The following is a 17,307-nucleotide window of genomic DNA, read 5'->3' as shown; positions in this document are numbered from 1 at the left end:
CGCTCTGTAGCATGCGTTTCAGGCCAACGCCGGGAGCCCGGACGGAACCCGGTCTGGAAGGATGCACCGGCAATGTCACAGTCACCGAAGTCGCCGACGCCGCCCACACCGGCCACCGGACCGTCCCCCCTGACGCCTCCGCCACCCGTCCCGACCAGCGCCGACGTGGCCCGCCTCGCCGGCGTGTCGCGCGCGACCGTCTCGTACGTGCTCAACAACGCGGAAGCCGTGCGCATCAGCGAGCCGACCCGCCTCAAGGTCCGCCGGGCCGCCGAGGAGCTCGGGTACGTACCGCACGCGGCGGCGCGCAGCCTGCGCGCCGGGCACACCCGCCTCGTCCTGCTGCCCACCTCGCACGTGCCGGTGGGCCCGCTGTACAGCGCGTTCCTCAACGAGCTCCAGTGGGCGCTGCGCCGGCTGGACTACACGGTGGTCCAGTACGGCAGCCTCGGCCTGACCGGCGACGAGGCCGCGCGCGCCTGGGCGGAGCTGCGGCCGGTGGCGGTGATCTCGCTCGGCGAGATCACGCTCTCCGCGCACAACGTCGCCACCCTCAAGCGCGCCGGCGCCCGCGCGGTGATAACCATGGGCCCGGACGGGGTCCCGGGCGCGCACGCGCTGGTCATGGACCAGCAGGAGGTGGGGGCCCGGGCGGCCGCGCACCTCGTGGAACGGGGGCGGCGGCGGATCGGCGTGGTGGTGCCCGAGGAGGACGGTCTGGAGCTGTTCTCGGCGCCCCGCCTCGCGGGTGCCCGCTCCGTCGCGGGCGCCGACGTCGAGACCTTCCCGATGGCCTACACCGAGGAGTCCGCGGCCGCGCTGGCGGCACGCTGGCGCCGGCTCGGGCGCGACGCGGCCTTCGCCTACAACGACGAGTACGCGATGCTGCTGATGCGGGCCCTCCAGGACGAGGGGCTCGCCGTCCCCGCGGACGTCGCGGTCATCGGCGCCGACGACCTGCTCCTCGGCAGGCTGCTGCGGCCCCGGCTGAGCACCGTGCGGCTGGAACTGCCGACGGGTGACCACCTCGCGGAACTGGTGGACCGCGCGGTGCGCGAACCGTCCGAGCTCACGCGACGGCACGACCTGATGACCGCCGTCGCCGTGCACCGCGAATCGACCTGACCGGCCCCGGGGGGCCGTTGACAGGCGGTGACCTGCGGACGGAGACTTCGGGCGCGCCCCACCGGGCGTGCCCGGCGGCGGGGTCCCGGCGAACCGTCCACCGGAACCGCTCCGCCCGGGAACCGGACCGCCCGGCAGCGGACCGCCCCGGACCACCGGGGCCGGCGCGCCGGCACCCGCACGGATTCGCCCAGGAGAGACCCCATGAGCATCCGCACCGTCCGCGACGTCTACGTGGTCGACGCCGTCCGCACCCCGATCGGCAGGTTCGGCGGGGCCCTGGCCGGGATCCGCCCCGACGACCTGGCCGCGCACGTCGTCCGCGCGCTGGTGGACCGTACGCCGGACCTCGACCCGGCCCGCATCGACGACGTGGTCTTCGGCGACGCCAACGGCGCGGGCGAGGACAACCGCGACGTGGCCCGGATGGCGGTGCTGCTGGCGGGCCTGCCCGTGACCGTTCCGGGGGTCACCGTCAACCGGCTCTGCGGCTCGGGTCTGGAAGCCGTCGTACAGGCCGCCCGCGCCATCGCGCTCGGTGACGCCTCCGTCGCCATCGCCGGCGGCGTCGAATCGATGAGCCGCGCCCCCTGGGTGGTGCAGAAGCCCGAACGGACCTTCCCCGCAGGCCACCAGCAGATGTGGTCCACCACCCTCGGCTGGCGGATGACCAACCCGCGGATGTCCGCGGACTGGACCGGTTCGCTCGGCGAGGGCGCCGAACTCGTCGCCGAGAAGTGCGGGATCGGGCGCGAGGCGCAGGACGCCTTCGCCCTGGAGAGCCACCGCAAGGCCGCGGCCGCCTGGGCCGCGGGACAGTACGACGCGGAGGTCGTCCCGTACCCCGGTGTCGACCTGGTGCGGGACGAGTGCGTCCGCGAGGACTCCGGCCCGCAGGCGCTGGCCCGGCTCAAGCCGGCCTTCCGGACGGACGGTTCGGGGACGGTGACGGCCGGCAACGCCTCCCCGCTCAACGACGGCGCGGCCGCCCTGCTGCTGACCGACGAGGCGGGGCTCGCCGCCACGGGCCGCGAGCCGCTCGCCCGCATCGGCGCCTCTGCGGTGACCGGGATCGAGCCCCGGCTCTTCGGCCTGGGACCGGTGGACGCCGTCGCGCGGGCCCTCGGCAAGGCCGGCCGCGGGTTGGCCGAGCTGTCGGTCCTCGAACTGAACGAGGCCTTCGCGGCGCAGGCGTTGGGCTGCCTTTCGGCCTGGCCCGAGCTGGACCCCGCCGTGCTCAACCCGCGCGGGGGCGCCATCGCCATCGGCCACCCGCTCGGGGCCTCGGGCGCGCGGCTGGCGGGGTCGGTCGCGCACCAACTGGCAGCGGCCGGATCCGGCACGGGCCTGGCGACGCTGTGCATCGGCGTCGGCCAGGGCATCGCGCTCGTCCTGGAACGCTGAACCGGGCGGCGCGCGCACGTCCGGACCACCGCGGACACGTGCGCGCGAACGCGCCTCCCACCCGGCGGCGTGGATCGTTTCCGGTCACCGGCACATGCCAACTGCCCAATAACTGAACAGAACTGGGACCTCCGGTCTGGCACGATGGCGCATGCTGCCGCCCCCCGCCCCAGCCATCCCCACCCGGAGGCCCCGCGCCATGCCGCTCCTCGACCCGACGCTCTGGCAGGACGGACCCACCCTCACCGGGGGCGCCGCACCCGTCGTCGAACCCGCCACCGGCCGAACCCTCGCCACGCTCGACCTGGCCGCACCCGGCGATGTCGCCGAGGCCGCCGTACGGGCCCGCGCCGCGCAGCGGGACTGGGCGCGCGCCACCCACCTGGAACGCGCCGCCGTGCTGCGCCGCGCCGGAGACCTGTTCGCCACCCACGCCGACGAGTTGCGCGAGTGGCTGGTGCGGGAAACGGGCTCCATACCCGGCAAGGCCGCCTTCGAACTGCACGTCGCCGCCGAGGAGTGCTACGAGGCCGCCGCGCTGGCCTCCCGCCCGACCGGACAGGTGCTGCCGAGCGAGGCGCCGCGGCTGTCCTTCACCCGCCGGGTGCCGGCCGGGGTGGTCGGGGTCGTGGCCCCGTTCAACGTCCCGCTGGTCCTGGCGGTGCGCTCGGTCGCGCCCGCGCTGGCGCTGGGCAACGCGGTGCTGCTCAAGCCGGACCGGCGCACCGCGGTGTCCGGGGGCCTCGCGCTCGCGGCCGTCCTCGTGGCCGCCGGCCTCCCGGGCGGGCTGCTGCACGTCCTGCCCGGCGGGGCCGAGACGGGGGCCGCGCTGGTCGCCGACCCCCGGGTGCGGGTGGTGTCCTTCACCGGGTCCACCGCGGCCGGACGCGCGGTCGGCGAACTGGCCGGCCGGCACCTCAAGCGCGCCCACCTGGAACTGGGCGGCAATTCCGCGCTCGTCGTCCTGCGCGACGCCGACATCGAGGCGGCCGTGGCGCAGGCCTCCTGGGGCTCCTTCTTCCACCAGGGCCAGATCTGCATGACCGCCGGCCGCCACCTCGTGCACGCCTCCCTGTACGACGAGTACGTGGAGCGGCTGGCCGCGCGCGCCGACGCCCTCGCGGTCGGGGACCCGTACCGCGAGCAGGTCCACCTGGGCCCGCTGATCGACGCCGGCCAGGTGGAGCGGGTGCACGCCCTGGTCGAGGCGAGCACGGCGCAGGGGGCCAAGCTCGTCGCGGGAGGCACCCACCGGGACCTCTTCTACCGGCCGACCGTCCTGGCGGGCGTCGCCGACGACACCCCCGCGTACGCCGAGGAGGTCTTCGGGCCCGTCGCGCCCGTACGGTCCTTCGCGACGGAGGAGGAGGCGGTCGCGCTGGCCTCGGCGGGACCGTACGGCCTCTCGCTCGGGATCGTGACCCGCGACGCCGCCCGCGGCCTGGACCTGGCCGAGCGGATCCCGACCGGGATCGCCCACATCAACGACCAGACGGTGAACGACGAGGCCGTCGCCCCCTTCGGCGGGGTCGGCGCGTCCGGCACCGGCGCGCGGTTCGGCGGCGAGTCCAACCTGGACGCCTTCACGGAGCTGCGCTGGACCACGGCCCGCACGACCCCGGCCGACCACCCGTTCTAGCCGCCGCTCCCCCCTGCGGGGGACGTGCGGAATGATGCGGGCGGGTCGTTCGTTCAAGCAGGCAGACGGCTCTCATCTGGAGGTTTGGACACCGTGGCTACAGTCGAGCTCACCAAGGAGAACTTCGACCAGACGGTCAGCGAGAACCCGTTCTTGCTGATCGACTTCTGGGCGGGCTGGTGCCGGCCGTGCCTGCAGTTCGCCCCGGTCTACGAGAAGGCCTCGGAGGCCCACCCCGACCTGGTCTTCGCCAAGGTCGACACCGAGGCGCAGCAGGAGCTGGCGGCGGCCTTCGAGATCAGCTCCATCCCGACACTCATGATCGTCCGGGAGCAGGTGGCGATCTTCTCCCAGCCGGGCGCCCTGCCGGAGGCGGCCCTCACGGACATCATCGGTCAGGCCCGCGCGCTCGACATGGACGAGGTGCGCGCCAAGATCGCCGCGGACCAGCAGGCCGCCGGCGGCCCCGGCACCCCGAAGGGCTGAACCGCCCCCGGGCCGGTCGGCGCCGACCGGCCCGGACGGACCCACGACGCGGCCCCGGCCCGGTGCCACCGCACCACGCCGGGGCCGCGCCGCAACCCGCGCGACACCCGCGGCCGCCCCGTACAGTGACGGGATCGAGCCCCTGACCGGGATTCCTGCGGGTCCTGGTGGACCCTGCGGAATCCTTGGAAGGTGTCTATGACCGAAGCGGTGGAGTACGACGTCGTGGTGCTCGGCGGCGGGCCGGCCGGCGAGAACGTCGTCGACCGGGCCCGTGCCGCCGGGCTGAGCACGGCGCTGGTGGAGAGCGAGCTCGTGGGCGGGGAGTGCTCCTACTGGGCCTGCGTCCCGAGCAAGGCGCTGCTGCGGCCCGTGCTGGCCCGGGCGGACGCCCGCCGGGTGCCGGGGCTGGCCGGGGCCGTCGGGGGGCCGCTGGACACGGCGGCGGTCCTCGCGCACCGGGACTACTGGGCGAGCGACTGGAAGGACCAGGGCCAGATCGACTGGCTCGACTCCATCGGCGCGCACGTCTACCGCGGCCACGGCCGGCTCTACGGGGTCCGCAAGGTCGCCGTCACCAGCCCCGAGGGGGAGCACCACGTGCTCTCCGCCCGGCACGCGGTGGTCATCGCCACCGGGACCCGGGCCGTCGTCCCCGACCTGCCCGGCATCGCCGACGCCCGCCCCTGGACCAGCCGCGAGGCGACCTCCGCGCAGGAGGCGCCCGGGCGGCTGCTGATCGTGGGCGGGTCCGTGGTGGCCGCCGAGATGGCCACGGCCTGGCAGGGGCTGGGTTCGCAGGTCACGGTGCTCGTGCGCGGCTCGCGGCTGCTGCCGCGCATGGAGCCGTTCGCCGGGGAGCTCGTCGCCGACGCGCTGCGCGAGGCCGGCGCGGTGATCCGTACGGAGGTGGCCGTCGAGGCGGTCGTACGGGACGGGTCGACCGGCCCGGTGACGGTGGTCCTGGAGGGCGGCGAAACCCTGGAGGGCGACGAACTGCTGATGGCCACGGGCCGTTCGCCGCGGACCGAGGACATCGGGCTGGACACGGTGGGGCTGGCGCCGGGGGAGTGGATCGGGGTCGACGACAGCTGCCGGGTCCCCGGCCACGACTGGCTGTACGCGGTCGGCGACGTCAACCACCGCGCCCTGCTGACCCACCAGGGCAAGTACCAGGCGCGGATCGCGGGCGCCGTCATCGCGGCCCGCGCGGCCGGGGAGGCCGAGCTGGACACCGCGCCCTGGGGCGCGCACGTGGCGACGGCCGACGAGCGGGCCCTGCCCCAGGTGGTGTTCACCGACCCGGAGGCCGCGGCGGTGGGCCTCTCCCTGGCGGAAGCCGAGGGCGCCGGTCGCCGGGTGCGGGCCGTCGACTACGACCTGGCGAAGGTGTCGGGCGCGGGCCTGTACGCCGACGGGTACCGCGGCCGGGCCCGGATGGTCGTCGACCTGGACCGCGAAGTCCTCCTCGGCGCCACCTTCGTGGGCCCGGGCGCGGCCGAGCTGCTGCACGCGGCCACCATCGCGGTCGCGGCCGAGGTCCCGATCGACCGGCTGTGGCACGCGGTGCCGGCCTTCCCGACGATCAGCGAGATCTGGCTACGGCTGCTGGAGGCGTACCGGCAGGCCTGACCGGCCCCGCCGCGCCCCGGACCGGTCCGGGGCGCGGCGCGGTACCGACCCACCTGCCCGGCCCGACCCCACCGAGCCGGGTCTCCGGTCGCTCGGCCCGGTCACGTGGTGGGCCGGGTGCCGAGGGCTCGGGCCAGTCGGTCGCTCCGGTCGCGGGGGATGCCCCGGGCGGGGCGGACGTCGCACCGCGGGCTGAGGACGTCGTCGCAGTTCAGGAGGGCGGGGTACGGGTCCTGACCTCCCGAGAGCGGGGAGGTGCGGGTGAGCGTCCCCTCGGCCGGTTCCCGCAGGGGGTGTCCGCCAGGAGCGCCTGTGCCAGGCCCGTAGCCCCCTCGTCGTCGTCGGCGACGCCCGCCCGGATCGGCACGGGCCCGGCGTGCCGGCCGCCGCCGACAACCCTCCGCACGGGCCGGCGCGCATCCCCTAGACCGCGGGAAGGGAAGGGTCGGGCGTCCAGGGGGACGGGGCGGTGATCGACCAGCGTTCGTGGTCGCGCCAGGCGCCGTTGATGTAGAGGTAGTCGGGCGACATGCCCTCGTACCGGAAGCCGAGTCGCCGGACCAGGGCCAACGAGGTCGTGTTCTCGGGCTGGATGTTCGCCTCCAGCCGGTGGAGCCGCAGGTCGCCGAAGGCGTGCCCGAGGGCGAGCGCGAGGCCTTCGGTCATGTAGCCCCGGCCCGCGGACGGGGCGAAGGCCGCGTAGCCGACGGACGCGCCCTGGTAGCGGCCCCGGATGACCGAGTTGATGTTGACCATGCCGGCCGCCGCGCCCGTCTCCAGAACGCGGATCAGGTAGCCCCGGTTGGTGCCGTCCTCGAAGCGGTGCATCCAGTCCCGGAACTCCCCGGCGTTCGCGGGCAGTTGCATCCACGGCACGTGGAGCGCGGTGCTGGCCCGTACCAGCGAGCAGAACTCGTCCTGGTCGGCGAGGGTGAGCGGGCACAGTTCGACCCGTGACGGTGTAAGGGGCATGGACCCCATGCTAGGCCCCCGGTCGAGCGGGGGACCACCGCGTCGCGCCGCCGCGAAGTCCACCCCCGGCGTGGGGCGAACGCGCAGGTCGAGGGCCGGGGGCGGGACCCTCGAACCCGGGCCGGTGTACCGCGCCGGACCGGGTGGGGAGCGCGGCGCGAGCGCGGGGTGCGCCGCAACTGTGCTGGTACACAGTGGAATTGACGGACCGGCAGCTGGGCGGTGCTTCGTGTCCGCGGGTTCGCGGAGGGGGTTTCACCTTGATCAATCTTAGGTTAGCCTTACCTCAGTTTCAGCCCTCTGACCGCACCTGAAAGGTGTCCCAGTGATGCGTGCTGCCCTCCTGTCCCGTACCGCCGCCCGCGCGGCCGTCGCCTCCACCGCCGCCGTGGCCCTCGCCCTCGGCGTCGCCGGCTCCGCCTCCGCCGCCACGTCCACGCGTACGGTCACCGACGGCGCGACCTTCAACCTGAGCGTGACCGCGCCGGGCACCGCCACCGCCGCCGGGCAGAACGTCACCGTCACCGGCAGCGGCTTCAACACCGCCAAGGGCATATACGTGGGCCTCTGCGCGGTCAGCGGGGCCCAGGGCGCCAACAAGCCCACCCCGTGTCTGGGCGGTTCGGACCAGGCCGGCACCACCGGCGCCTCGCACTGGGTGAACAACACCTACGGCGGCACCCTGCCCAACACCTCGAAGTTCGCCGCCGGGGGCAGCTTCAGCGTGACCATCCACGTCAAGGCCGACCTGGGCAACGGCCAGATCTGCGGCGACACCGTCCAGTGCGCCATCGTCACCCGCGCCGACCACTTCAACTCGGCCAACCGCACGTACGACGTGCACGTCCCCGTCGCCTTCAACTAGCCCGTCCGGGCAGCCGCCACCGGTCGGGACCCCGCGCGTCGGCGCAGGGGTCCCGGCCACGTCGACGAGGAAGTCATGACAGCCCCACTCCCCACCACGCCCCCCGCACCCCACCGCCTCGGGGCCGCCGGCGCGGCCCTCACCCTCGTGCTCGCCTCGGCCTCCGCGCTCGCCCTCGCCTCCGGCGGCACGGTGAGCGCCGCCGCCGGGGCGCCCCGGACCGCTCCGGGCTCCGCCGGACAGCAGTTGACCGTCTCCACCGCATCCGACCTCGCGCCGCCCGGCCAGACCGTGCGCGTCACCGGGAAGGGGTACGACCCCGCCAAGGGCGTCTACGTGGCCCTGTGCAAGGACAACGGGGACGACAGGCTCCCGGCCCCCTGCGCCGGCGGGGCCGACGTGACCGGCGCCGCCAAGGCCTCGCAGTGGATCGTCCCCGTGGGGGACGCGCACGCCGGCGAGCTCGGCACCCCCTACGGTGCGGGCGGAGGCTTCGACGTGGAGCTGAGGCTCACCGCGAAGAGCGAGGGCCTCGACTGCGCCCGGGTGGCCTGCTCCGTCGTCACCCGCGTCGACCACCGGGGCGTCGGCGACCGCTCCCAGGACGTGCGGGTCCCCGTCGCGTTCCGGGGCGGGGACGCGGTCGGTCCCGGCGGCGAGGGGGTCGACGTCCCGCAGGGCACGGTCGCGTACGCGGCGGTCGCGCAGTTCACCACCGCAGGCAAGCCGCGCGACGTCCTGCTCCACCCCGACTCCGGGAAGCTGTACGTCGGTTCGGAGGACCTGCCCGACACCGCAGGCGCCAACGAGAGCGGCCTGCACGTCCTGGACCCGGCCGACGGCAGGCTGCGCGGCAGCGTCACCCGGGCGCCCGGTTCGACGGGCGCGCTGAGCCAGCGGCCGGTCCGGCAGCTGATCGCGCCGCTGCCCGGGGACGGCGTGGTCTTCGCCTACCCGCTGCGCGGCATCGGCACCGCCAGGGAAGGAGACTCCGCGGCCGCGGGTGCGTGGGTCCCCGGCGCGGCCGTCACGGACTCGGCCCCCGGCGTCACGCCCGGGACGGTGCTCGTCGCGCAGGGGCCGGTGCTCTCCGAGGTGGACATCGCCACCGCCGCGGTCAAGCGGACCCTCACCCTGGACGGGGGCGAGGAGTTCGCGCTCGACGCCGCCCGCGGCGCGGTGTGGTTCACCGACTTCGGCAACCGCCGGATGTACCGCGTGGACACCGCCGCCTTCAAGGTCACCGCGGCCGTCGAGCTGCCGCGGGGCGAGGGCTTCGGCGGCTTCGCCGAAGTGGACCCGGAGACCGGAGCGGTCTGGGTCGGCCTGGACACCTCGGTGGTCGTCCACGACGCGGCGGGCGAGCGGGTGGGCACCGTCGAGGGACAGGACCTGCCCCGCGCGGCGCGGTTCGACGCGGCCGCGCACGAGGCGTACGTGGTGTGGCAGGACGCGGGCGACCCCTCCAGGCCGGGCTCCGACAACAACGGCGCCCTGGCCGTCTACCGCACGGCCGACCTCAAGCCCGCGGCGAAGCCGGTCGTCCTGCCCGGAAACCACGGCCAGTCGGGCGCCGCCTCGCTCGCGGTCCAGCCCGGCGGCGGGACCCTCTTCGTCACCAACCCGGCCGAGGGGCGGATCGTCCGACTGGAGCGGTCCGTGTCCCCGACGGTCGCCCAGGGGCCCACCGACCGGACCGTCACGGCCGGCACCGTCGTCTCCCTGACCGCCCGGGCCGAGGGAACTCCCAGCCCCGCGGTCGTCTGGCAGGTCAGCACGGACGCCGGGAAGAACTGGAAGGCGGTGCCGGGAGCGACCGCGGCGACGTACGCCTTCACCGCCGCGGCCGCTCACGACGGGCAGCGCTACCGGGCCGAGTTCCACAACTCCGCCGGCACCAGCCGCACCACCGCGATCACGCTCACGGTGACGGCGCCGCCGGACGGCTCCTCCACGGAGGGTGCGGGCGGTACGGGAAGTACGGGCGGTACGGATGCCTCGGCCGGTACGAGCGGTACGGGTGGTACGGCTGCTACGGGTGGCGGCGACGGCACGGTCACGGCCGGCGCGGCCGGCGGTTCCTCCGACACCACCACCGGTGGCACCGCCTCCGGCGGCACGGCCGGCGGGGGCTCCGGCGGGGCCACCGCTGCCGGCGGTACGACGGGCGGTGCGCTCGCCTCGACGGGGGTGACCGTGGCCTCCCTCGGCGGGGCGGCCGTCGTGCTCACGGCGGCCGGCTGGGCACTGGTGCGGCGCAGGCGCCCGGGCGGCGCCGCGTGACGGGGCGGCAGGGAACTCCCCCCGGTCCGGGGGAGTTCCGCCCGTCCGCCCGTCCGCCCGTCCGCCCGTCCGCCCGTCCGCCCGTCCGCCCGTCCGCCCGCCCGTCCGCCCGTCCGCCCGTCCGCCCGTCCGCCCGTCCGCCCGTCCGCCCGTCCGCCCGTCCGCCCGTCCGAGCGGGGGACGGGGTCCCGCTATCCGGCGGTCGCGGCCCGCCGGTAGCTGCGGCCGTCGCGGGTGCGGGTGAGCAGGCCCGCGGTGATCAGGTGGCGCCGTAGCGCCGAGCAGTCCTCGTGCACGGTGCGCAGCGCGTCGTTCACCTCCGGCTCCGTGTAGTCGCGGTCGGCCGCGAAGAGGGTCCCGGTGAGGTGGGCGAGCAACTGCTCGCGGCGTGCGGCCTTGCGGGGGACGGCGATGAGACGGCCCGTCGCGGTGAAGAGGTCGGACACGTCGCGCGGGGTGCGGGGCGCGCTCGGTTGATGTGCGGTGCTCTGTGACATGTCGGCGAGCTTCTCCCGGTTCCGGAGCCCCCGGCAACGCATTTTCCCGCGCCGCCCGCGGGCCGTACCGCCCCCGTACCGCCCCCGTGACGACCCGGTACCGTCCCCGTTTCAGTGGCCGGCCACCACCTTCACCAGTGCCACCGCCGTGCCGATCGCCGCGTCGATCGCTCCGGCGAGCAGGGCGAAGACCGTGCCGCCGCCCATCCGGAGCCCTCCGTGGCATCCCCAGGCGAACAGGGTGCCGACGTTCACTCCGGCGGCGGTGAGCAGTGCGGTGTCCATGGCCATCACGCCCAGGGCCGACAGGCCGATCAGGATCAGCGGCCCCACCGCCGAGAGCAGCAGGGGGCTGCTGATGAAGAGCATCGTGCGCAGCTCGGCGCCGGTGGCGAAGGAGCCGCTCGTCACGCGGTGGGCCTGCTGGTCCGCGACGAGGGCCGCGAGCCACAGGCCGACCGAGGCGGTGACGACGGTGGCCACGGCGCCGAGGGCGTCCACGTGGCCGCTGCCGGCGAGGCCGATGACCACGGAGATCATGGTGATCGTCGCGTACAGCCGTTCCTTGAGCTGGGCCGCGGCCGTGTTCGGGTCCACCGCATGTTCCGTCACGGGCCCACGGTAAGCGGCGGTCGTGGCGGCGGGCCGGAACCACACCGGCCGGCGCCGACCCTCGGACTGACGGGTCGGCGCCGGCCGTTTCCGCACGTGGGCGGGGAGGGGCGCGGTGGTGCGCGGTGGAGTGGAGCGGGGCCGGTCAGACGCCGACCGCCTCTTCCATCTCCTCTTCCTCCGCCGCCGCGTTCTTCGTCGGATCGGCATCGGCATCGGCTTCGGCTGCCCGGGTGCGGGCCGCTCGGGCCTCGGTGCGACGTTCCGCGAGTGCCGCGGCGCCGGTCACCGCGAGTCCGGCCAGGAGCCAGAGGACGAGGGTCCACACGTGGCGGCCCAGGCCGTCGTGGCCGAAGTAGACCAGGCTGCGCAGGCCCTCCACGAAGCCGGCGCCGTTCCAGAAGGAGTGGAGCGTTCCGAAGAAGCCGTTCTGCAGCTCGGGCCGGAACAGGCCGCCGGAGCTGGTGAAGTTGAGCATCACGAACAGCGCCATCATCGCCAGGGTGGTCCACCGCTTCAGGAACGTGTGGAGTCCGACACCGATGAAGAGGATGCCGGCCGAGTACAGCCAGCTCAGGCCCCAGAGCCCGGCCAGTTCGTGGTGGACGAGGTGGAAGACGGGCCCGGCGAGCAGCGTGCCGATGACGCTGACGACGCCGGAGACGCCGACCACGAGCAGGGCGCGGCCGCGCATGCGCAGCGCGGCGCCCGCGCCGCCGATGACCGCCACGGAGGCGTACGAGCCGATGCTGACGGCCACGAGCAGGAAGAACAGGCCCTGGCCCGTCGGGTCGTCCTCGACCGTGCCGACCACGTCCGTGACCGCGAGCGGCGAGCCCTGCCGGGCGGCGATCGGTGTGAAGACCTTCTCCGCGACGGTGGCGCCCGTGTCGGACGCGGCCGTCGCGACGATCAGCTCCGGTCGTGAGCCGTCCGGTACGTAGGCGGCCGTGACCTCGCGGCCCTTGACGGCGTCGACGGCATCGGAGCGGTCGGCCACGGTACGGACGTCGAGCGCGTCACCGGCCCCGTCCTTGACGTTCTGCGCGAAGACCTTGGCCTGCGCGTCCTGGGCGACGACGGCGACGGGCAGGTGATGGGGCTCGGGGTGGACGAAGGCGCCGAGGTAGGCGAGGCCCATGCCGAGGCACATCAGCAGGGGGGTGACGAGGTGGGTGAGGACGTGCCGCAGCGCCGGATCGCGCAGTCCGGCGACCGCACCGCCCGCGCCCGCGGCGTGGTGCACGGTCCCGCGCGGCTCGGCGCCGGGAGCTCGGCGGGACGTGGGTGTACGACCGGACATGCGGAGAACCTCCTGGTCGGCGGGTCGTCCGGGGCCGGGGGCCGGTGGGGGCGACCATTGGTTGGCATCTGCAACCTTCCATACAGTTGTAGCATACATTTAAATCTGGAGGTGGGGTCATGACCGCGCAGCACACCCTCGGGCAGCGGGACGGGGGAGTCCACGGGGCCCCGGGACGGGACCGTGGGACGTCGGGACGGGCCCCTTCGGGCCGTGCGGCTCCGGAACTTACCGTTCCGGGCCCTGCGGCGGCGGGCCGTGCCGCCGCCGTGGACACGATCCAGCGCGAGATGACGACCTTCGCCCGACGGGCCAGGGCCGCTGCCGCCCGCTTGCACCCGGAGCTGTCCCTGGTCTCCTACACGCTCCTCGGGCACCTGGAGGAGCGCGCGGGCTGCCGGGTCACGGACCTGGCCGCGTACTACGCCCTCGACAAGTCGACGGTCAGCCGCCAGGTCGCCGCCCTGGAGCGGGCCGGACTGGTCGAGCGGCACCCCGCCCCCGAGGACCAGCGCGTCCACGTGCTCGTCCTCACGGCCGCCGGCACGGAGATCCTCGCGCAGGTCACCCGCAACCGCCGCGCGATGTTCGAGGAACGGCTCGCGGACTGGGCCGGCGAGGACCTCGACCGCTTCGCGGCCTGCCTGCTGCGCTACAACGAGGGCGGTCGACCCGCTCCCGGCGGCGCCGCCGGGAGCGCCTGACCCCAGGGCCCGCGACCCCCGCCCGTGACATTCGTACCGCCCGGGTCCGTACAAGCGGATCTGCCGGGGTCGGGGCCCGGGACCCTAGCGTGGCCGACATGACGCAGACGCTCCCCACGGCCCCCTCCGGGGCACCCCCCGCGGTGCGGTTCCGGCACGTCGCCAAGTCCTTCGGAGCCGTGCGCGCCGTGTCCGGCATCGACCTCGACGTCCGGGCCGGCGAGACGGTCGCGCTGCTCGGCCGCAACGGCGCCGGCAAGTCCACCACCGTCAGCCTGCTGCTCGGGCTCGACACCCCCGACGCCGGCAGCGTCCGGCTCTTCGGAGAGCCCCCCGAGCGGGCCGTACGGGACGGCCGGGTCGGCGCGATGCTCCAGGACGCCCGTCCGGTCCCGCGGGTCACCGCCCGCGAGCTCGTCGCCTTCGTCGCCCGGACCCATCCGGCCCCGATGCCCGTGGCCGAGGCCCTCGACCTCGCCGGCCTCACCGACCTCGCCGGCCGCCGCGTCGACCGGCTCTCCGGCGGCCAGGCCCAGCGCGTCCGCTTCGCCGTCGCCCTCGTCGGGAACCCGGCGCTGATCGTCCTCGACGAACCCACCGCCGCCCTGGACGTGGAGGCCCGCCGGGCCTTCTGGGCGTCCGTGCGCGGCCGTGCCCGGCGCGGCCACACGGTCCTGTTCTCCACGCACCACCTGGAGGAGGCCGACGCGTACGCCGACCGGATCGTGGTCATCGACCGGGGCCGGATCGTCGCCGACGGCACCGCCGAACAGCTCCGCCGGGCCGCGGGCGGCTCCCTGGTCTCCTTCGACCTTGCCGGCCGGCCCTCCGAGGGCCTCGCCGCGCTCCCCGGAGTCGGCTGCGTCGAGGTGCGCGGCGACCGGGCCCGGCTCCGTACGGAGGACCCGGACGCGACCGTGGTCGCCCTCGTCGGCCTCGGCGCCGTACGGGGGCTCGAAGTCACCGCCCCCTCCCTCGAAGACGCCTTCCTCGCCCTCACCGACGCGCCCGCCCCGACGGCCGCCGCCGTCCCGGCCGCCCCGGCCGACACCGTCGTGGAGGTCCGATGATCACCGCCTACGTCCGCCTCGAAGTCCGGCGCACCCTGCGCGACACCGGCTTCGTCTTCTTCGGCATCGGCATGCCGGTGCTGATGTACCTGCTCTTCACCAACCTCGGCACCGGCGATCCCGGCTGGCGGACCGCCTCCATGGTGGCCATGGCCGCGTACGGCGCCCTGGGCTCGGCGCTCTCGACCGGGACCGGCGTCGCCGAGGACAAGGGGGCCGGCTGGCTCCGCGCACTGCGCATCACGCCGATGACCCCGCGCCAGGTGGTCGCCGGGCGGGCGCTCACGGGCTCGGTGATCGTGCTGCCCTCGATCCTCGCCGTGCTGGCCGCGGGCGCCCTGGTCAACGGCGTGCGGCTGGGCGCCGCGCAGTGGGCGGCCGTGGCCCTGGTGCTGTGGCTCGGCGCGCTCCCCTTCACCCTGCTCGGCATCGGCAACGGCTACCGCCTGTCGGCCCAGACCACGGGGCTGGTCAACGTCGGCTGCAACCTGTTCCTCTCCGTCGTCGGCGGCCTCTGGTTCCCCGTCGAGCTGTTCCCCGGCTGGCTGCGCTCCCTCTCGGACCTCACGCCCACCCACCGGTTCGCGGAACTCGGCCAGGCCCTCGCGGCCGGCGCCGCCCCCGGCCTCGCGGCGGTCGCGGTGCTCGGGGCGTGGGCCCTGCTGTTCGGCTCGTACGCGGTCCTCTCGTACCGTCGTTCCGCGAGGACGGCGTAGACCATGGAACGGAGCGTGCCCGTGCGCGGTGAACGGACCGCACGCAGGACCGGGTGGCGGCTCCGGCCGCGCCCGGACGGCGAGTGCCGGCGCGAGGGCCCCGGCGCGGGGGAGGACGGCGGCGACGGGCACGGCTCCACGCGGCCGCCCGGCGCCTTCACCCTGCTGCCCTGGCTGCTGCTGGGCATGGGGGCCATCTCGAACGTGATCCAGGGGGAGACCCCCAACCCCTGGGTCGGCGGCCTCGGCCTGCTCGTCTTCAACTCCCTCTACGTCGGCCTGGTGTTCCGCGCCTTCGACAAGCGGGCCCGGGAAGCGGCCGCCACCCGCTGGTGCCTCGTGGCCCTGGGCGTCGTCACCTGCGCCCTCGCCCTCGCCTACGGCGGCAACTGGCTGCTCTTCTTCCCCCTGCTGGGCCTCGCCACCGGCGCGGTGCTCCGGGGCAGGCGGCTCGGGCAGGCCATGTTCGGCATCACCGCCCTCACCGGGCTGATCGCCGGACGCTACGAGGGCTGGGACACCCTCGGGATCGTCTACGGCACCTTCGTGTCCGGCATGGTCACCGCGGCCATCCTCGCCCTGTCCGAGACGGTGCGCGAACTGCGCGACACCCGCCAGGAGCTGGCGCGCTCGGCCGTGGAACGGGAGCGGCTGCGGTTCTCCCGAGACCTGCACGACCTGCTCGGGCACACCCTGTCGGTGATCGTGGTGAAGTCGGAGGCGGCCCGCCGGATCGCGCCGCGCGACATCGAGGCTGCCCTCGACCAGGTCCGCGACATCGAGTCGGTCGGCCGGCAGGCGCTCACCGAGATCCGCGAGGCCGTCACCGGCTACCGGCGGGCCAGCCTGGGGCAGGAGCTCGACCGCGCCCGCGGCGCGCTGGCCGCGGCCGGGATAGAGCCCTTCGTACGGCAGTCCGGGCCGCCGCTGCCCCCGCAGACGGCCGCCCTGCTCGGCTGGGTGGTGCGCGAGTCCGTCACCAACGTGCTCCGGCACGGCGGCTCCGCCGCGACCTGCGAGATCGAGGTACGGGGCTCAGCCGAGCGCGTCCGGCTCACCGTCACCGACGACGGCGGCGGGACGGGCGGGGGCGCCGCCCCCGCGGACCCGGCGGCCCGCGTAGGCTCGGTCCCGGCTCAGGCAACGGTCACCGCCCCGCCGGGCAGCGGCCTGACCGGCCTGGCCGAACGGCTCGCGGCGGCGGGCGGCACCCTGCTCAGCGGACCGCTCCCCGGCCGGGGGTTCCGGGTCCGCGCCGAGCTGCCGGTGGAACCGGCGGAAGGAGAGGCACCGGACGTGACCGCGGTACGGGCGGACGAGGAGACCGGGTGATCAGGATCCTGCTGGCCGAGGACCAGGGCATGATGCGCAGCGCCTTGGCCCTGCTGCTGGGTCTGGAGGAGGACATCGAGGTGGTGGCGCAGGTCGCGGCCGGGCACGAGATCGTGCCCGCCGCCTTGGAGGCCCGGCCCGACGTGGCCCTGCTGGACATCGAACTCCCGGGCCTGAGCGGCCTGGACGCCGCCGCCGAACTGCGCGCCCGCTGCCCGGACTGCCGGGTGCTGATCCTGACCACCTTCGGCCGGCCCGGCTACCTGCGGCGCGCCATGGAGGCCGGAGCCGCCGGATTCCTGGTGAAGGACGGCCCGGTGGAGGAACTGGCCGCGGCCGTCCGCCGGGTGCTCGCGGGGGAGCGGGTGATCGACCCCGCGCTCGCCGCCGCGGCCCTGGGCGCCGGCCCCAGCCCGCTGACCCCTCGCGAGGTGGACGTCCTGAACGCCGCCGCCGACGGGGCGACCGTCGCCGACATCGCGGCGCGGGTCCACCTGTCCGAATCGACCGTGCGCAACTACCTGTCGGCCGCCATCGGCAAGACCGCGACCCGCAACCGCATGGAGGCCGTCCGCGCCGCCCGGCGTCAGGGCTGGCTGTAGCCGCGCCCCACGGACTCCGCACGCCCTCCAGCCCCGTACGCCCTTCGGGCCCCGTGCGCCCCGCG

16 protein-coding genes are annotated in these 17,307 nt (G+C 75.3%); 12 read left to right on the top strand and 4 right to left on the bottom strand.

Translation table 11 applies throughout. From position 1 onward, the window contains the following. Nucleotides 1-72 precede the first annotated feature (72 nt). The 5 genes from CP968_RS05285 (at nt 73) to CP968_RS05265 (ending at nt 6,286) form a co-directional block, all read left to right on the top strand. Nucleotides 73-1,125, top strand: coding sequence for a LacI family DNA-binding transcriptional regulator (locus tag CP968_RS05285; protein WP_150516877.1), 1,053 nt, complete (start codon nt 73-75; stop codon nt 1,123-1,125). 204 nt (nt 1,126-1,329) lie between these two features. Continuing rightward, nucleotides 1,330-2,529 carry a thiolase family protein gene (locus CP968_RS05280; RefSeq protein ID WP_150516876.1) on the top strand — a complete coding sequence of 400 codons (1,200 nt, stop codon included), beginning with the start codon at nt 1,330-1,332 and terminating at the stop codon, nt 2,527-2,529. 199 nt (nt 2,530-2,728) lie between these two features. Further along, nucleotides 2,729-4,168, top strand: coding sequence for an aldehyde dehydrogenase family protein (locus CP968_RS05275; RefSeq protein ID WP_150516875.1), 1,440 nt, complete (start codon nt 2,729-2,731; stop codon nt 4,166-4,168). Between the two features lie 93 nt (nt 4,169-4,261). Next, nucleotides 4,262-4,654, top strand: a complete 393-nt coding sequence (locus CP968_RS05270) for a thioredoxin family protein (RefSeq protein WP_150516874.1) — start codon at nt 4,262-4,264, stop codon at nt 4,652-4,654. 198 nt (nt 4,655-4,852) lie between these two features. Beyond that, nucleotides 4,853-6,286 carry a dihydrolipoyl dehydrogenase family protein gene (locus CP968_RS05265; protein WP_150521733.1) on the top strand — a complete coding sequence of 478 codons (1,434 nt, stop codon included), beginning with the start codon at nt 4,853-4,855 and terminating at the stop codon, nt 6,284-6,286. Nucleotides 6,287-6,709: 423 nt separating this feature from the next. On the opposite strand, the gene CP968_RS05260 is transcribed toward CP968_RS05265, so the two are convergent. After that, the gene (locus CP968_RS05260; RefSeq protein ID WP_150516873.1) at nt 6,710-7,258 is read right to left on the bottom strand and encodes a GNAT family N-acetyltransferase; all 549 of its coding nucleotides are present in this window, start codon (nt 7,256-7,258) and stop codon (nt 6,710-6,712) included. A 328-nt stretch (nt 7,259-7,586) separates the two neighbouring features. On the opposite strand from CP968_RS05260, the gene CP968_RS05255 reads away from it, so the two are divergent. Beyond that, a complete protein-coding gene (locus CP968_RS05255) occupies nt 7,587-8,123 on the top strand; it encodes a hypothetical protein (protein ID WP_150516872.1) in 537 nt (178 codons plus the stop codon). A 75-nt stretch (nt 8,124-8,198) separates the two neighbouring features. Continuing rightward, nucleotides 8,199-10,406: an immunoglobulin domain-containing protein gene (locus CP968_RS05250; protein WP_150516871.1), complete on the top strand. Its 2,208-nt coding sequence runs from the start codon at nt 8,199-8,201 to the stop codon at nt 10,404-10,406. 191 nt (nt 10,407-10,597) lie between these two features. Here the strand turns inward: CP968_RS05250 and CP968_RS05245 are convergent, their stop codons facing one another. The 3 genes from CP968_RS05245 to CP968_RS05235 form a co-directional block, all read right to left on the bottom strand. Then, nucleotides 10,598-10,903: a DUF2087 domain-containing protein gene (locus tag CP968_RS05245; protein ID WP_150516870.1), complete on the bottom strand. Its 306-nt coding sequence runs from the start codon at nt 10,901-10,903 to the stop codon at nt 10,598-10,600. A gap of 111 nt (nt 10,904-11,014) precedes the next feature. Next, complete coding sequence (locus tag CP968_RS05240) at nt 11,015-11,515, bottom strand: hypothetical protein (RefSeq protein WP_150516869.1); 501 nt, start codon at nt 11,513-11,515, stop codon at nt 11,015-11,017. 145 nt (nt 11,516-11,660) lie between these two features. Beyond that, nucleotides 11,661-12,722 (bottom strand): hypothetical protein, encoded by a 1,062-nt coding sequence (locus CP968_RS05235; protein WP_150521732.1) that lies wholly within the window; start codon nt 12,720-12,722, stop codon nt 11,661-11,663. A gap of 386 nt (nt 12,723-13,108) precedes the next feature. On the opposite strand from CP968_RS05235, the gene CP968_RS05230 reads away from it, so the two are divergent. The 5 genes from CP968_RS05230 to CP968_RS05210 all read left to right on the top strand — a co-directional run bounded on the left by CP968_RS05230 (nt 13,109) and on the right by CP968_RS05210 (nt 17,242). Beyond that, nucleotides 13,109-13,522, top strand: coding sequence for a MarR family winged helix-turn-helix transcriptional regulator (locus tag CP968_RS05230; protein WP_150521731.1), 414 nt, complete (start codon nt 13,109-13,111; stop codon nt 13,520-13,522). A gap of 98 nt (nt 13,523-13,620) precedes the next feature. Continuing rightward, nucleotides 13,621-14,592 (top strand): ABC transporter ATP-binding protein, encoded by a 972-nt coding sequence (locus tag CP968_RS05225; RefSeq protein ID WP_150516868.1) that lies wholly within the window; start codon nt 13,621-13,623, stop codon nt 14,590-14,592. Continuing rightward, on the top strand, nt 14,589-15,308 hold the full coding sequence (locus tag CP968_RS05220; RefSeq protein ID WP_373304041.1) for an ABC transporter permease: 720 nt from the start codon (nt 14,589-14,591) through the stop codon (nt 15,306-15,308). Before CP968_RS05225 ends, CP968_RS05220 begins: the two co-directional genes overlap by 4 nt. A 3-nt stretch (nt 15,309-15,311) precedes the next feature. Continuing rightward, nucleotides 15,312-16,640: a sensor histidine kinase gene (locus CP968_RS05215; protein ID WP_150516867.1), complete on the top strand. Its 1,329-nt coding sequence runs from the start codon at nt 15,312-15,314 to the stop codon at nt 16,638-16,640. Next, nucleotides 16,637-17,242 (top strand): response regulator transcription factor, encoded by a 606-nt coding sequence (locus tag CP968_RS05210; protein ID WP_150516866.1) that lies wholly within the window; start codon nt 16,637-16,639, stop codon nt 17,240-17,242. The genes CP968_RS05215 and CP968_RS05210 overlap by 4 nt, the downstream gene beginning before the upstream one ends. Nucleotides 17,243-17,307 lie beyond the last annotated feature (65 nt).

Source organism: Streptomyces subrutilus, from assembly GCF_008704535.1.
In the GTDB taxonomy this organism is placed as follows: domain Bacteria; phylum Actinomycetota; class Actinomycetes; order Streptomycetales; family Streptomycetaceae; genus Streptomyces; species Streptomyces subrutilus.
This window is presented reverse-complemented; position numbering and strand designations above follow the sequence as displayed.

Excerpts from the sequence above, each read along its gene's own strand:
- CP968_RS05285 (WP_150516877.1), top strand. The coding sequence starts at position 73 with ATGTCACAGTCACCGAAGTCGCCGACGCCGCCCACACCGGCCACCGGA.
- CP968_RS05280 (WP_150516876.1), top strand. The coding sequence starts at position 1,330 with ATGAGCATCCGCACCGTCCGCGACGTCTACGTGGTCGACGCCGTCCGC.
- CP968_RS05275 (WP_150516875.1), top strand. The coding sequence starts at position 2,729 with ATGCCGCTCCTCGACCCGACGCTCTGGCAGGACGGACCCACCCTCACC.
- CP968_RS05265 (WP_150521733.1), top strand. The coding sequence starts at position 4,853 with ATGACCGAAGCGGTGGAGTACGACGTCGTGGTGCTCGGCGGCGGGCCG.
- CP968_RS05260 (WP_150516873.1), bottom strand. The coding sequence starts at position 7,258 with ATGCCCCTTACACCGTCACGGGTCGAACTGTGCCCGCTCACCCTCGCC.
- CP968_RS05255 (WP_150516872.1), top strand. The coding sequence starts at position 7,587 with ATGCGTGCTGCCCTCCTGTCCCGTACCGCCGCCCGCGCGGCCGTCGCC.
- CP968_RS05250 (WP_150516871.1), top strand. The coding sequence starts at position 8,199 with ATGACAGCCCCACTCCCCACCACGCCCCCCGCACCCCACCGCCTCGGG.
- CP968_RS05245 (WP_150516870.1), bottom strand. The coding sequence starts at position 10,903 with ATGTCACAGAGCACCGCACATCAACCGAGCGCGCCCCGCACCCCGCGC.
- CP968_RS05230 (WP_150521731.1), top strand. The coding sequence starts at position 13,109 with ATGACGACCTTCGCCCGACGGGCCAGGGCCGCTGCCGCCCGCTTGCAC.
- CP968_RS05225 (WP_150516868.1), top strand. The coding sequence starts at position 13,621 with ATGACGCAGACGCTCCCCACGGCCCCCTCCGGGGCACCCCCCGCGGTG.
- CP968_RS05220 (WP_373304041.1), top strand. The coding sequence starts at position 14,589 with ATGATCACCGCCTACGTCCGCCTCGAAGTCCGGCGCACCCTGCGCGAC.
- CP968_RS05215 (WP_150516867.1), top strand. The coding sequence starts at position 15,312 with ATGGAACGGAGCGTGCCCGTGCGCGGTGAACGGACCGCACGCAGGACC.